This is a genomic window from Botrimarina hoheduenensis, assembly GCF_007859815.1.
In the GTDB taxonomy this organism is placed as follows: domain Bacteria; phylum Planctomycetota; class Planctomycetia; order Pirellulales; family Lacipirellulaceae; genus Botrimarina; species Botrimarina hoheduenensis.
Genome location: NZ_SJPH01000001.1, coordinates 666,502 through 681,285 on the forward strand (window position 1 = coordinate 666,502; position 14,784 = coordinate 681,285).

10 protein-coding genes are annotated in these 14,784 nt (G+C 63.2%); 7 read left to right on the plus strand and 3 right to left on the minus strand.

The features are described 5' to 3' along the window. Positions 1 to 125: 125 nt before the first annotated feature. A complete protein-coding gene (locus Pla111_RS02560) occupies positions 126 to 1,625 on the minus strand; it encodes a hypothetical protein (RefSeq protein ID WP_146571046.1) in 1,500 nt (499 codons plus the stop codon). 326 nt (positions 1,626 to 1,951) lie between these two features. Here Pla111_RS02560 and Pla111_RS02565 point away from each other — a divergent pair, with 326 nt between their 5' ends. From Pla111_RS02565 to Pla111_RS02590, 6 genes are all read left to right on the plus strand, one after another. Then, a complete protein-coding gene (locus tag Pla111_RS02565) occupies positions 1,952 to 2,854 on the plus strand; it encodes a polysaccharide deacetylase family protein (protein ID WP_146571049.1) in 903 nt (300 codons plus the stop codon). Further along, on the plus strand, positions 2,851 to 4,383 hold the full coding sequence (locus tag Pla111_RS02570) for a lipopolysaccharide biosynthesis protein (RefSeq protein WP_146571050.1): 1,533 nt from the start codon (positions 2,851 to 2,853) through the stop codon (positions 4,381 to 4,383). The genes Pla111_RS02565 and Pla111_RS02570 overlap by 4 nt, the downstream gene beginning before the upstream one ends. A gap of 50 nt (positions 4,384 to 4,433) precedes the next feature. Beyond that, entirely contained in the window at positions 4,434 to 5,648 is a 1,215-nt protein-coding gene (locus Pla111_RS02575) for a glycosyltransferase (protein WP_146571052.1), read from the plus strand. A 42-nt stretch (positions 5,649 to 5,690) separates the two neighbouring features. Continuing rightward, positions 5,691 to 6,407 (plus strand): lysophospholipid acyltransferase family protein, encoded by a 717-nt coding sequence (locus Pla111_RS02580; RefSeq protein WP_231930597.1) that lies wholly within the window; start codon positions 5,691 to 5,693, stop codon positions 6,405 to 6,407. 199 nt (positions 6,408 to 6,606) lie between these two features. Next, complete coding sequence (locus Pla111_RS02585) at positions 6,607 to 7,554, plus strand: phosphatidate cytidylyltransferase (protein WP_146571054.1); 948 nt, start codon at positions 6,607 to 6,609, stop codon at positions 7,552 to 7,554. Between the two features lie 206 nt (positions 7,555 to 7,760). Next, positions 7,761 to 8,585, plus strand: a complete 825-nt coding sequence (locus Pla111_RS02590; protein ID WP_146571056.1) for a PEP-CTERM sorting domain-containing protein — start codon at positions 7,761 to 7,763, stop codon at positions 8,583 to 8,585. A 32-nt stretch (positions 8,586 to 8,617) separates the two neighbouring features. On the opposite strand, the gene Pla111_RS02595 is transcribed toward Pla111_RS02590, so the two are convergent. Next, positions 8,618 to 9,664, minus strand: coding sequence for a hypothetical protein (locus Pla111_RS02595; RefSeq protein ID WP_197524686.1), 1,047 nt, complete (start codon positions 9,662 to 9,664; stop codon positions 8,618 to 8,620). A gap of 255 nt (positions 9,665 to 9,919) precedes the next feature. Here Pla111_RS02595 and Pla111_RS02600 point away from each other — a divergent pair, with 255 nt between their 5' ends. Continuing rightward, positions 9,920 to 13,855 carry a carbohydrate-binding domain-containing protein gene (locus tag Pla111_RS02600; protein WP_197524687.1) on the plus strand — a complete coding sequence of 1,312 codons (3,936 nt, stop codon included), beginning with the start codon at positions 9,920 to 9,922 and terminating at the stop codon, positions 13,853 to 13,855. Here Pla111_RS02600 and Pla111_RS02605 read toward each other — a convergent pair. Then, positions 13,840 to 14,778, minus strand: a complete 939-nt coding sequence (locus Pla111_RS02605; RefSeq protein ID WP_146571062.1) for an NAD(P)-dependent oxidoreductase — start codon at positions 14,776 to 14,778, stop codon at positions 13,840 to 13,842. The two genes, Pla111_RS02600 and Pla111_RS02605, sit on opposite strands and share 16 nt — an antisense overlap. Between the last annotated feature and the right edge of the window lie 6 nt (positions 14,779 to 14,784).

Below are 14,784 nucleotides of genomic sequence, written 5' to 3' on the forward strand. Positions count from 1 at the left end.
GAGTGCCGTCGGCAGTCTTGCGAGTAAGAACCACGTTATTAGCAGGAGACGTTGCCGCGGGTCGTCCGTGGTGTGGGCTCGTGCCTCCCACCGTAAGAAGCACCGAGGGAGTGCGTGGGAAGAACCTATCGACGAGTCCCCGAGATCGATGCGAGCCAGTTTTCGGCATCGCTTCGGAGTGTGCTGCCAACGGTGGCCGCAGGGGGGGCGACATCAGTGCGGGCAGGTGGCACAGGGGAGCCGAAGTCGCCCGCCGCAGGCTTCGAGGCTTGTGTTGTGATGGGGCGGCGGGGCGTGCTGCCGGGGGCCACCGGCGCTTCCAGCAGGAACACGATCGCGGCACCCAGCAGCAAGCCAGCGAGGCCTCCCGTAGCGGCGATGGTGGTGCGTCCGGGGCCTGCCGGATTGACACCGGTTTCAACCGTATCGATCGCCGAGAGCAAGCTGGCCGATTCGGCACCGGCGCGATGCGCTTTGGCGTCGGCAAGCTGCTTGAGGGCCCCTTCAAGCACGCGGGTCTGGCTGTCAACGTTGGCGCTGATTTCAGCGTATCGGGAACGCTTGCTTGCCAATTCGCTGGAACGCAGCCGAAGATTCTGTAGCTGGCTGCGGAGTTCTGCTTCACGCTGAGTCGCGACGTCCAGCTCGAGCTTCACGCCGGCGATTGCCGTAGGCAGTTCGCGGCTCAACTCGTTACGAACCTGAACCTCTGCCTGGCGAGCCGCCAGCACGAAGGGGTGATCGGGGGTGCGGGCACCAGCGATTCGTGCGACATTGAGTTGTGCCTCGACAAGGCCGCTCTTCAGCCGGCGGACGCCGGGCTGGCCTGCCAGCAGGGAGTCGGGCGTGGCGGAAAGACGTGCCGGATCGGTCGCCGCCAACTCGAGTTCGTTCAGCAAGGCTTCGTTTTCACGCGAACGTTGCACGAGTGTTCGCAAATCAGCCTCGATCGCGAGGGTTCGGGCACTGAACTCGCTCTGTCCGCCGGTCGGCGAGATCAGATGACGCAGTTCAATCAGATCAGCACCCACCGAGAGCTCAAACTTGGCGAGCGATTCCAGGTGTTGTGTTAGCTGCGCCCGCGCGACCTCGACGCTCCGTCCGACTTCGGCCACCATGCTGCCGGCCCGCTGATCGCGGAGCGCTTGGAGGCGTAGGTCGAGTTCGCGGGCCGTCGATTCGACCAGCGCAATCGCCCGATCACGATTGGTGTCGAGGACACCTAGGTAGAAGATTTCGGTCTTGCCGAATTCAGCACCGCCCGGCGGAGAGAATCGCAAGCGGTCGCGGAAGTCGGCAATCGCCCGCGGAGTCGGCGTTTTGCCACGGACCTCGGTCAGGACGGCTTCTACGACGCTGCGACTGCGTGCTAGTTCCAGAAGCGTCTCTTGGACGGTCTTCATCTCGGCCAAGTCGGTGAACTTGCCCAGTCGCTGGTCGGCGTAGCCGGCGGCATCGCTGCGGATTAGCAAGCCTTGTTGGGCATGCCAGTACCGCGGCAGGATTAGCGAGGCGATTGCCGCGAGCACAAAGCCAGCGATCGCCGGCCCCACCAGCAGATTGCGGCGGCGCTGGACGAGGTCAATCAGGTCTAGGGCGGAGAGCGTCACAGGAGCGTTCGGCATCGGGCTGATAATTCCGTAGGCGAAGTGGCGGCAGCAGCGCTACGCCTCTTTCCCAGGCAACCCTAGTGCCAGATCTCCTGCACGGCAGCCGAGGGCCTTGCAAACCGCACAAATGACCGTTTTGTGGTCCGGTCGTGCCGCGCCGTCCATCTCGTCCAATGTTGCGGCCGGTCAACAACGTGGCGTATTGGCAACGTCGCTTGCATTGATCACCCCGTGACTAAGAGTTGGGGAATCCGGTGCCTTGTGTGCCTCTCATTAATGACCCCCTTATGCTCGTCCGGCGGCAACATGCCGCCGCGCCTGAGCGTTAGGCTCCGCTGCGTATGAATCCTGCTGCCCAACTTCTGATGCGCGCTTATGCCTGCATGACGGGCACGCTGCGCGGCCGGTTGGTGAATCGGCTTGCACGCAGCGGTGACGCCCCGATCTGCGGTCTGTTCTACCACCGCGTTGCTGACACCACGCCAAACGACTGGACGATCGGTGTCGAGGCCTTTCGTCGGCAGATTGATTGGCTCGCCGAGCGGTTCGATGTGGTGTCGCTCGCCGAGGCGCACCGCCGTCTTATCCAGCAAGACAGCAAGCGGCCCGCGGTTGTGATCACGTTTGATGATGGCTATGCGGATAACTGCGCCCATGCGGTCCCGATGCTGATCGACCGCGGCTTGCCATTTACGTACTTCGTGACGACCGAGAATATCCGCAACCAGTCGCCCTTTCCGCACGACAAGGCGGCAGGAGCCCCGCTCAAACCGAACACGTTGACCGAACTGCGTACGATGGCGGATCAAGGGGTCGAGATCGGCGCGCACACGCTGACGCACCCCAATCTGGGCGAGTGTCCACCACGCCAGATTCGCGAAGAAATCGTGGGCTCGATCGACCAGGTGCGGCAGTGGATTGGCCGCGATGTGCGTTCGTTTGCCTTCCCCTATGGCTTTCCGATCAACATGACCCCGCTGGGGATGCAGATCGCGCGCGAAGCCGGGATCCGCACGATCTGTTCCGCCTACGGCGCGTACAACATCCCTTCGTCCACTCGTGAGTATGAGGGTGCGCTGCATTTCCGCCGGATGCACGCCGATCCGGAGTGGTCGCGGTTTATCAACTGGATGACCTTCGATCCACGCAAGCTTCACGCCCCGGAACCGATTAACGACACGATCTGGCTCGGCGGCGAGAAACCCTACCAGCGGCTGCATGAAGCCGTAGGAGCGGGATCGTGACCAACGTCAACACAAAACGCGTCTCAAAAAGACGCGAGGGCGGATTGCGCCCCGAGACGCTCGCTTCGAGCCTGATGGTGGTGCTCGTTGTCAACGCTTTGCAACGCAGCGTCGGGCTGGGTCGATCGCTGCTCTTTGGGCGATGGCTGGAACCGGCGGAACTGGGCCATTGGGAAATGGCGCTCGGTTTTTTGATGCTGGCGGCTCCGCTGGCGGTGCTCGGGCTTCCGGGCTCGTTCGGCCGATACCTTGAGCGGTACCGTCAGCAGGGCCGGTTAGGGCTCTTTCTGCGTCGCACCGCTAGTTGGACCTTTGTCTTGGCGGCGAGTGTGCTGGCCCTCATGTCCTGGCGAAGCGACGCGATCGCCACGCTCGTCTTTGGCGACCCGCGGCAGGCGGCATTGGCGGAAGTGGTTGTGGCTTGCTTAGCGATTGTCATCACGCATCACTTTCTCGAAGCGGTCTTTGCCGGACTGAGAATGTTTCGCGTGGTTTCGGCCATGCACTTTACGCAGAGCATGATGTTTGCGCTGGTGAGCCTTGCGCTGCTGGCTTGGTGGCGCGATGCGGCGGTCAGCGTGGTGATTGGCTACGGCTTAGCCTGCCTGATATCGATACTGGGAGTTTCCCTGTGGACTTTTGCGCGGATCGAACGCCAACCCGATTCGGGCGAATGGCTAGCACACCATGAGTTTTGGCCGCCGCTGATGCGGTTTGCCATTTGGGTATGGGTTACGAATCTGCTGACGAATGTCTTTTCGATCGTTGATCGCTACATGATCCTGCACTGTGGAGGCTTTGGAGCCGAGCAAGCGCTCACGCAAGTCGGTAACTACCACTCGAGCCATATGGTTCCTGTGCTACTGGTGTCGGTCGCCAACCTGATGGTGGGAGCGATGACTCCGCATCTTAGCCACGACTGGGAGTCTGGCCGTCGCGAGGCGGTCTCTGAGCGGCTCAACTTGGGACTCAAACTGCTCTCGGTGGTGATGCTCGTTGCGGGGGTCGGAGTGTTGCTGCTTTGTCCGCTGCTATTCCATTACGTCTTCCAAGATAAATATGCCGCGGGACTGGAAGTGCTTCCTTGGACGCTGGCGGGGTGCGTATGGTTCTCGTTGCTGCTGGTTGCCCAGACCTACGTGTGGTGTGCCGAACGCTCGCGGCGGGCCGCGTTGCCCCTGCTGCTGGGCATCGCGGTCAATGTGGGGCTTAACTTAGCGCTGCTGCCGGTGTTAGGGCTGCTCGGAGCGCTCGTCGCCACCGCGCTTGCCACGCTGATGGCGCTGCTTGCCCAGCTCGAAGTCAATCGCCGCATCGGCATGCGTGTGCAACGCAACGCGGTGCTGATTTCGCTCACACCGGGGTTGCTCGTGCTGGGGGCCGCCCCCGCGGCGATCGGCGCGATTGCTCTCGTGACGCTGACGACGTCGCGCGGTTGGGTGCTGAACGCTCACGAACGCGAAGTGCTGTTGAGAACCTTGCGTGATCGGCTACCGCACCGCCGCTTGGCGGAACCGACCCCTACCTGACAACGCTGCTGCCCGCGGTGCCCAAATACTTGCCCCCTCTGATCAAGATCATGAACAGCTTCGCACCCAAGCCAGTACTGTTCGTTCAGACCAGCATGCCGGTTGGCGGGGCCGAGACCCTGCTTGTGAACCTTGTCGAGCGGCTCGACCCGCTGCGGTTTGCTCCGGAGGTGGTCTGCCTGAAGGAACGGGGCCCGCTGGGCGATTACCTGGCGCAGGCCGGGTATACCGTTCACAGCGAGCTGCTCGCCAACAAGTTTGACCTTCGCGTGCTGCCACGCCTGGTACGACTGATGCGGCACCGCCGTATTGCGGCGGTCGTCACGGTAGGGGCTGGCGACAAGATGTTCTGGGGACGCTTGGCTGCGCGTTTGGCGGGCGTGCCGGTGATCGGTGCCGCGCTGCACAGCACGGGCTGGCCCGATGGCGTCGGCCGATTGAACCGTTGGCTCACGCCGATCACAGATGCGTTCATCGCGGTGGCTGAGCCGCATGGCCAGTTCTTGGTGGAGCACGAACGCTTTCCTGCCGACCGGGTACGGGTCATTCCTAACGGGGTCGATACCGAGCGCTTTCAGCCGCTAGCCGACGGTGGTCCGCTTCGCGCTGAGTTAGGGCTTGCGCCCACTACGCCGCTGGTTGGCATCCTGGCGGCGTTGCGGCCCGAGAAGAACCACGAGCTGTTCCTGGCGGCGGCAGAAAAGATTCGCCGGCGGGTAAGCGATGCCCACTTCGTCGTGATCGGCGACGGGCCCCGCCGCGAGCCGTTGGAAAAGTTTGCCGCGGACCGCGGGCTGTTCGTTCCCGAGGCCCCGGACCGCTCAGTGGTTCACTTCCTGGGCAATCGTTCGGATGTGCCCGAAGTCCTCGCGGCTTTGAATGTCTTGGCATTGACGTCGCACAACGAGGCAAGCCCGGTCTCGATTCTGGAAGCCATGAGCTGCGCGGTGCCGGTGGTTTCAACCGATGTCGGGTCGGTTAGTGCCTCGGTGATCGAAGGCGAAACCGGCTCGGTGGTCCCCCCTGGAGACGAACAGCAACTTGTAGAACGGATTGCGAGCCTCCTCGAACAGCCGCTGATCGCCAAAGAGCGGGGCAGGGCGGGTCGGCAGCGGGTCATCCGGACCGCATCGCTGGACGTGATGGTGTGTGGCTACGAAGAGCTGCTCGCCGATTGCTACGCCCGTAGAACCGGGCAGCCCTGGTCGATCGAGCAGCCCCGAGCGGCGTCTGAGCCGAGCGAGACCCCGCTGGCGGTGGTCTGAGCCGCGATCCCCGCCGGAGGCAACGTGGCGGGATCAATGCCAATGATCGCGAAACGGCGACTCGTTTCGCAGCGGTTCCCCTGGCATAATAGCGAGGTTGTGAACCTTCCTTCCTCGCTCGCCGGTCAGCTTTCCAACGCTGCCACACTCACCCTAGAGTTGGTCGTGACGGGGCTCGCGCGCTTTATGAGCGGGGCTAGTGTTCGTTGGGTCGATTGCCAGCCCGATACCTGCCAGCGGGTTTACTTTGCCAATCATACCAGCCACATCGACGTGGTCATCGTTTGGTCTGCCTTGCCGCGCGAGGTGCGCCGGCTGACGCGGCCCGTTGCGGCGAAAGACTACTGGAGCCGGGGCTGGTTCCGGCCGCGGATTGCCAAGGCGTACAACGCCATGCTGATCGACCGTCGCAGTATCAAGGTCCATCAGAGCCCGGTCGATCTCATGCTGCGCGAAATGGGCGATCGCCACTCGGTGGTGATGTTCCCCGAGGGGGGCCGGACCGATGGCCAGCGAGTCGGCGAATTCAAGAGCGGCCTCTACTATCTGTGCAAGAAGCGTCCCGAGCTGGAAGCGGTGCCCGTGTATCTGCACAATATGGGCCGCGTCTTGCCCCGTGATGAGTATCTGCCCGTGCCACTGCTTTCGAGCGTGACGTTCGGGCCCCCAATCTGGCTGGAAGCCGATGAGTCGAAAGCCGACTTTCTCAACCGGGCTCGCGAGGCGGTCTTGCGTTTGGCACCGCGCGAAGAAGACTGACCAGGGTTGAGCTTCGCGGCCGCGGGCGTGAGGATAGCCCGTCTTCCGCTGAGGACGGGCCGCCGGAGACCCGCCGACTCCCGAGAATGGGGCCCGGCTGGCAGTTGCCCCGCACTTATGATTATCTCTGCTGATTATCTCTGCATCCTGAACGCCTTCGATCCCGCTCCGCGGGTCACTAGCCTCAAGCCTGCTCACTATGGCTCAAGAGAATTGGGCGTTTGCCGCAATCATCGTTTGCCTGCTGGGCCTGGCGACGCTTGTCGGCCGCGTGCTCCGCGACCAAACCCAACTCGGTCTCAACCCCGCCGCGATCGACGCCTTCAAGAGCCGCGTCCGCAGCTGGTGGGTTATCTGCGCGTTGCTGACCGTCTCGTTTCTCAGTCCGACGATCACCGTAACGCTGTTCGGCCTGCTCAGCTTTTGGGCGCTGCGTGAGTTCATCACCCTCACCCCCACAAGGCTATCGGACCATCGGGCGCTGTTTTGGGTGTTCTTCTTCTTTACACCCCTGCAGTATGTGCTCGTGGGATGGGACGCCTATGAGCTCTACAGCGTTTTGATCCCGGTCTTCGGGTTCCTCTTCATTCCGATGCGGATCGCGATTGCGGGCGATCCTAAGCGGTTTCTGGAGCGTGCCTCGAAGATTCAGGCGGGGCTGCTCGTGTGCGTTTACTGTTTGAGCTATGCCCCGGCGCTGCTGTACTTGGAAGGACCGCGGACCACTTACAGCGGCAACGCCCGGTTGCTTTTCTTTCTGGTCACGCTCTCGATGCTGTCCGAGGCCGTCCAGCTTGCCTGGAGTCGGCTCTACGGCAAGCACGTGATCGCCCCGCTGATTAACCAAAGCCGCACCTGGGAAGGCTTTCTAGGATCCTCCGCAACGATCGCGTTGATTGGTGCTGCTCTACACCAGCTTGGGGCCACCCCGTTTGCCGAACTCTGGCAAGCCGCTTTTGTCTCTCTGCTGATCGCGGTCATGGGCTTTGCCGGTGCCATGACGCTCTCGGCCGTCAAGCGGGACCGCCGTGTTCAGGATTACGGCACCCTGGTGGAAGGGCACGGTGGCGTCCTCGATCGGATCGACGCCCTCTGCTTCGCGGCACCGGTCTTCTACCACGTCGCCCGACATTTCTTGTCGGCTTGACCAACGCGTTGCGGATTTCGGGGTAGGGGTTGTCTCGCGAAGGGGCAGGCCTGCTGCGCTTACCCGTCCCGGCCGTGGCTCTCAATATCGTTACAACCCGAAAATCGCCTTGTTTTCGACGATTTTGTTGAGGGCGTCGGGGACTCAGAGCAGACTCGATTAACTCTGCTTGTCTAAACACCTCGGGATCTCAACCAACACCTCCGATGACAATTCGCTATCTAGCCGCTGTACTAACAACCCTGGCATCCAGCTTTTTGGTGAGCGCCTCGGCAGGAACTATCGCCTATCCGGGGCCCGCTGTGGGACCCGGCGGGGCCTCGGGCTGGCAAGGGGCCACGGCGTGGTACCTGAGCGTTGAAGAGACCAACACCCTCGGGGGCGGGGGTGCCGCGGTCCCACTGCACAATACACCGGATGTTGCGCTCGATTCGATTGACTTCAATCCGACCGGCTTTCAAGCACGCTCCGAAACCCCCGGCACGACGAACACCACGACCCAGTTGAATTTCAACGTGGCTGCCCAGCCGGGTCGCGTTATCGAGAGCTTTCGCTTTGCGCAGGCGGGCGACACCACGATCGTCGGCGGTCCTTCGACCGATGACAACCGTACCAGCGTGGTCGCGACCCTGATGATCGAAGTGTTGGAGATCAACGGCGTTGCGCCGCCGGTCGCCATCAGTTTTCAGAAAGCGCTCACCTACAATCCTTCGGCCGGCGACTTTTTGCTCAATACCGATTCGGGTGGAGGCGTATTCTATCAGGCAAGCTGGAGCGGAATGGCTTCGATCGATGTGGCCACCGAACTGGTTCTTGCCGGTTACTCGGCTCAAGCGACTCTGGTTGCCGTTACGGTAGACACCACGCTCAGCGCCTCGACCGTGGGCGGCAACAGCGCTTTCATCAAGCTGAAGGATGCGGACGGGCTTGTCACGACCGACCTGCTCATCACGACGAACAATGTCCCCGAGCCCTCAGCGCTGGGGCTGTTGACGTTAGGTCTGCTGACGGCTGCGCGTCGGCGGGGCTGAACAGGCCCGGTGCCCGCTGTCCACTACGCAGCTTAGCGCAGCAGCGTGGGCTGGTCGGAGCGAACCGCGGCGTCGCGGACCCCCCCCTCGGCGGCTCGCGCTTCGGGAGTAACCTCGTACACCGACGGGCGGCTTGCGGAGCGGGGCCCCTGCGCCTCGGGCGTGACCTCGGTCATTGCCAGCGGTCTCGCGCCGTGCGGTCCCGGATCGGGACGGGTCGGCAGCGCAGCACTTGCGGGCACAACATTCGGATCCACTCGGGGCAGAGAGGGCGGCGCGGCGGCGATCGCTTGGGCGACGTCGGCGTCGAGCGGCAGTCGCGGACGATCCGCTTTGACCCACGCTAACCACTGCTCCTGCAGCTCGTAGAGGCTCGCGTGTCCGTACCGCCCGGCGATCGCCCGGCGCCAGTCGCCGTCGCGCAGCCCGTCGGAAAGGAACGCTAGAAACTCTTGTCTTCCGCGGCGCTCGATCAAGAACTGCGTGAGCGAGAGCCCTTGGGCGTAGAGCGGTAAAACATCTTCGGGGTACTCACGCATCGCGAACATCTCGCTGAAGCGGATCCCTTTGCCGGTCTTGAGGAAGTTCACCAGCAGCGCTTCTTGTTTGCCGATTTCTGAACGGTGTTCGACCGTTGTGCACGCTCCTTCGTCCGCCCAGCGGGGGAGCGGCTGGCGGAAATAGCTCGCGAACACCGTGTGCGTTATCTCGTGCGGCAGGACCGAGTCAATGACCCGTTCGTGGCTGCCCTGGACATGCATGTCCCAACCAAAGACCTCACCCTGGTCAAAGACGAACGTCGTCCAGCCGCCGGCTCCCAGCCGCGGATGAACGTCGGCGTTGACCTTGCACGGTTCGGTCCAAGCCGGGAGCGGCTTGCCCAACCACTCGATCGCGAGCTTTTCTCGCCAGTCCTCAGCGGCCTCGGCCAGCTCGCGGGCCAGGGCCGGCGTAGCGGCCCGGACCTCGAAGTTGGCCGTGCGATAGACGCCGCGGGCGATTGCCCCCGAGGGGGGCAAAACGAGGGCAAAGACCATCAGCGCGGCCATCCGAGCCGCACGCTTCGGGCGAGCTTCCATGCTCTGCTCCGTGTGGTTGGGGGGTCTGGTTTGACGAGCTGTCGTGCGGGGAACGCGACAACGCCGCCCGATCCTTCGGGCGTTCAGTCGCCGAGCTTAACCCCCGGGTGCCGAGCGGACCCACCCCAGTTTCGCCTCCGCTGGCAAGCAGCTCGGCCCGAAATAGTCAGCAAACCCTTCCCTCGTAGGAACGCCGCAATTACTGTCGGCACTGTTTGTGCTAGCACCCGCACGCTCCTCGCAAGTTGCTCCGTCATGTCCCGTCGCCCGTTGCACTCCCGTCGTCAGCCTCAAATCGGCCGCCATCGTTCACTTGTCAACCGATTGGAGGCGCTCGAAGACCGCCGCGTCCTTGCGGCTACCGCCATCCAGGTTTTGGCAGCCGGTCTATCGGGGACCGAAGACGTCGCCCTCGAGATCAACGGCCAAGAGGTGCGCCGTTGGGACAATGTGGGGGGCAACTTTGCCGCACGGCAGTTCCAGACGCTCAGTTACACCCATCCGACGACCGTCACGGCGAATGATGTTGCGGTCCGGTTTGTCGGTGCCGGCGCGGGAGCAACCGACCTGCGTGTTGATGGCGTGACCGTGGGTGGTGTGAAGTACGAGTCGGAATCGACCCGCACCTGGAGCACCGGCGGCTGGAACAGCAGCCTGGGTGCCATCGCGCCCGAGTACGGATCGGGCGGACTAACCGACGAGGTGCTTTTCTCCCGTCCCGGTGCGTTCTACTACTCCGCTTCGGCGGGATCGACCGTTCAGGTGCGTGCCGCCGGCAAGACGAACACCGAACGCTTCGAGCTCTACATCAAAGACCAGTTGGTCTACAGCGCGTCGAACATCGGCGGCGACTACGACGCCCGAGAGTTCTGGACCTACACCTACCAGCATGCCAGCAAGGTGGATCCCCAGGACGTTCGCGTTGCCTTTACCAATGACGGATCCGCAGCGGGGCAAGATCGTAATCTGCGCATCGATTCGATCGTGATCGATAACCGGCGCTACGAATCTGAGTCGGCGGCCACCTTCAGCACCGGCACGTGGGTCGCGGGCGTCGTTGAGCCCAGCTTTCCTCAGCGAGAGTTCTTGCACAGCAACGGCTACTTCGCGTACTCGGCCATCGGCGAAGACAACACCTCTTCAGTCGGATCACAGCTGATCGTGTGGGCTGCCGGCGACACGGGGGAAGAGACGATCAATCTGGAACTGGCCGGCCGCACGGCCCGCAGCTTGCCGAACCTGGGAGGCGACTACGACGCTCGTCAGTTTATCCCCTACGGCGTCGCCCATCCGCAATCGCTCAATCTCGCCGATGTCCGTATTCGTTTTGTGAACGATGGCGTCTCGGCCGCCGGGGATCGCAACGTCCGGATCGATGCCATCAAGCTGAACGGTGTCCGTACTGAAGCGGAAGACATCACGACCTATTCGACCGGCACTTGGCGTCCGGGCTTCAGCGTCCAGCCGGGCTACACGCAGGAAGAACGCCTCCACGCGAACGGCTACTTCCAGTTCGGCGATGACCCGTCACGCGCCGGATTGTTGGGGCTTGGTTCGGCACAGTACTCGGTGAGCGAGACGGCCGGTTTTGTGGACGTCGATTTTGTCCGAACGGGGGGATCGCGCGGTGCGGTCTCGATCGACTACACCACGGTCAACGGCGTGGCCATCGGCGGACAAGACTTTGTCGCGACGAGCGGCACGCTGATCTTCGCCGAAGGCCAGACAAGCCGGACCGTTCGCATCAGCATTATCAACGATACCTCGGCCGAAGGGACGCACGCGTTCAACGTGGCGGCCGACCGCGTGCTGGGCGGCGCGTTTCTGGCCGAGCCCCGCACCGCGACGGTCTCGATCTTTGACGACGAAGCCCCCGGTGCTGGCACCGGCAACGGCCTGAAGGGCGAGTACTTTGCTGGCGTGGATCTGGTGAACCTCGTCAATACCCGCACCGACGCCACGGTTAACTACAACTGGGGTAATGGATCACCCGGCGGGGGCGTTGGCGCCGACAACTTCTCGGTCCGCTGGACCGGGCAGGTGCAACCGCTCTATTCCGAGACCTACACGTTCCGCGCGACCACCGACGATGGCGTGCGCCTCTGGGTCAATGGAACGCTGATCATTAACGACTGGATCGATCGGTCCTCCAATCCCAGCTTCGGCACGATTGCGCTCCAGGCCGGGCAGCGCTACGACATCCGCATGGAGTACTACGAGCGCGGCGGTCAGGCGTCGGCGCAGCTGGGGTGGTCGAGCACAAGCCAACCCTTCCAGGTGGTTCCCACCACGCAGCTCTACAGCGAACCGGTTGTTTCCGATAACGGGCAGTTTGTCGCGCAGACCGTGATCAGTGGGCTCAACCAGCCGACGGCGATCGAGTTTGTCCGCGTCGGCACGCAGCAGTACATGTTTATTCTGCAGAAGGATGGCCAGATTCGCTTGGCGATCGACGGTGTGCTCCAGGCGAGCGCTTTTCTGGACTACCGCACTCAGGTGAACAACGTCCGCGACCGCGGCGCGTTGGGCTTGGAAGTGCATCCCAACTTCCCCGCGACGCCCTACGTTTATCTGCTGTACACCTACGACCCCCCCGAGACACAAGGTGCCGGCGGCTTGGCGGCACCCGATCAGGCGGGCAACCGCGGCTCGCGGCTGACACGCGTCACCGCGGACGTCAACAACGGTTACCGCACTGCCGTTCCCGGCAGCGATGTTGTGTTGCTGGGTAAGAACAGCACCTGGCAGTACATCAGTTCCCCCGATCGGGACAGCACGAGCGACATCAATTTGCCCCCTTCCGGCCTGCTGCCCAACGGTCAGTTTGTCGAGGACATCCTCATCACCGATAGCCAGTCGCACTCCATCGGTGCCCTGGCGTTTGCACCCGACGGCTCGCTCTATGTGTCAAACGGCGACGGCACGAGCTACGGTCGGGTCGATCCCCGGACGGTGCGGGTGCAGAGTCTCGATAGCCTGTCGGGCAAGATCCTGCGTATCGATCCGATCACGGGTAACGGCTACACGGACAACCCTTTTTACTCGGGCGACGTGACCGATGACCGCTCGAAGGTGTTCAATGTTGGCCTGCGCAATCCATTCCGCATCGCGGTGAACCCCGCCAACGGGCTGCCCTACATAGGTGACGTAGGTTGGACCGCTTGGGAAGAGATCAACGCCGGCCGGGGACTCAATTTCGGGTGGCCCTTCTACGAAGGGGGAGTCGCTACGGGCGGCGAGGGGGTCAATAACGTCAATCTCCAAACCGGCGGCTATCGCGATCTGCCCGACGCCCAGACCTTCTACAGCGTTGGGGGCGACACGATCTCGACTCCTCCCGTGTGGAGCCGTTCGCACTCGGCCGGTGGCGTGGCAATCGTCATGGGCGATTTCTATGCGGGAACGGTCTACCCGGCCGAGTACCAGGGAACCGCCTTCTTCACGGACTACGGAGCGCCGGATATTCGCGCGCTGAAGCTCAACGCCAGCGGGCAAGGGCAGCAGACGCTGTTCGTCATGGGATCGGTCGGCACGGTGATCGAGATGACCATGGGGCCCGATGGGCGGATGTACTACGTTGATATCGGCGGACAGATCGGACGGATCGACTACGTGCCTGCGCCGGCGTTCGCGACCTACGAGCCAGAGCTGGAGACATCTCCGGCAGAGTTCTCAGAGTTTAACGCCTCTTACGCCGCTGCGGGTCCCATCGTAACCGAACCGATTTCCCAGACGCCCACGGCACGCGAGCCGCTTTTCGCAGCGTGGGATACACCTACACCAACGCTCGGAGCCTCGTTCTTCGGGGCACCGTTGTTTGCCACTTCGGTCTTGCTAAGCGAGAACGAAACGGCGGTTGCCGAGGCGAGCAGCGTCTCGCATCCCGCGGTTGTGCCGAGCTTGGCGTTGATGACGACCGCCGCGGCGAGCACCAGCTTGATCGCCGCCGATGAGACCGCTCTGGTCTCGCCGCCGCTAAACCCCAGCGCAGCCGATGCCGCCTTGGAAATGCTGCTGATCGAAGCGAAGAATCACGAAGCGAAAAACGAACTCACGCCGCACGAACCAAAGAGTGAATCCTCTCCTGTTGAGGTCGCCTCTGCCGCAGCGGAGGGGTCGCAGACCGAACGGTCGGCGCGACAGAATCGGTTCCGAAAGCAACTTGTCAGTCGGCTTCAATCGCGGTCGTAGCGGAAGCCGCCCAGCGTTTCCAGCACGCTCGCCACGGCCTGAGTCCCCTGGGAGCCGTGTCCTTGGGATGCCGCGGCGCGAAACAGCGCTTCGATAAGCCCGGTAATCGGCATCGGTAGCTTCAGATCGGCGGCGGCACCGGACACCAGCCGAAGGTCTTTGAGCAGCAGATCGATCATGAATCCTGGCGCGTGATCGCCCCGAGCGACCTTGGGGCCAAGCTGCTCGAGCTGCCAAGACTGTGCGGCTCCGCCGGCGAGCACGCCGACGACCTGCTGCAAGTCGAGCCCGCTCCGTTTGGCCAATGCCAGGGCTTCGCAGACACCGACGAGCGTCGCGACGACGGCCGCTTGGTTGCATGCTTTGCAGGCCTGGCCGCTGCCAGCGGGACCCAGGTGCGCGATCTTCTTACCGACCATTTCCAGTAGCGGACGCACCCTTTCCAGCGCTGCCGCGTCGCCGCCGCACATGATCGAGAGTGTCCCCTCACGGGCACCCACGTCGCCGCCCGACACGGGGGCGTCGCACAGCGTTACGCCCCGTTCGGCAAGCTGCGCCGCGAGCGCTCGGGTGCCGACCGGACAGATGGTCGAGTGATCTACGACAACGAGGCCTGCCAGCTGTTCGGCCGGGGCAGACAGCACGCCCGCTTCGCCACAGAGCACACGCTCCACGTCGGGTGTGTCGGGCAGGTTAAGGAACACGACCTCACAACCAGCGGCGATAAGCTGGGCCGGCGTATCGACGACGGTTGCCCCGTCTGGCACCAAGGCTTCTGCCTTGCTCCGGGTGCGGTTGCATGCGGTCACGCGGACCCCACCGCGCAGCAGATTGCGTGCCATCGCGGCACCCATGATCCCCACGCCCACGTAGCCGACGTGGGTTCCCGGGCCGGCAAGTGCGATCGAGTGAGTGCTTTTCATGCGCCG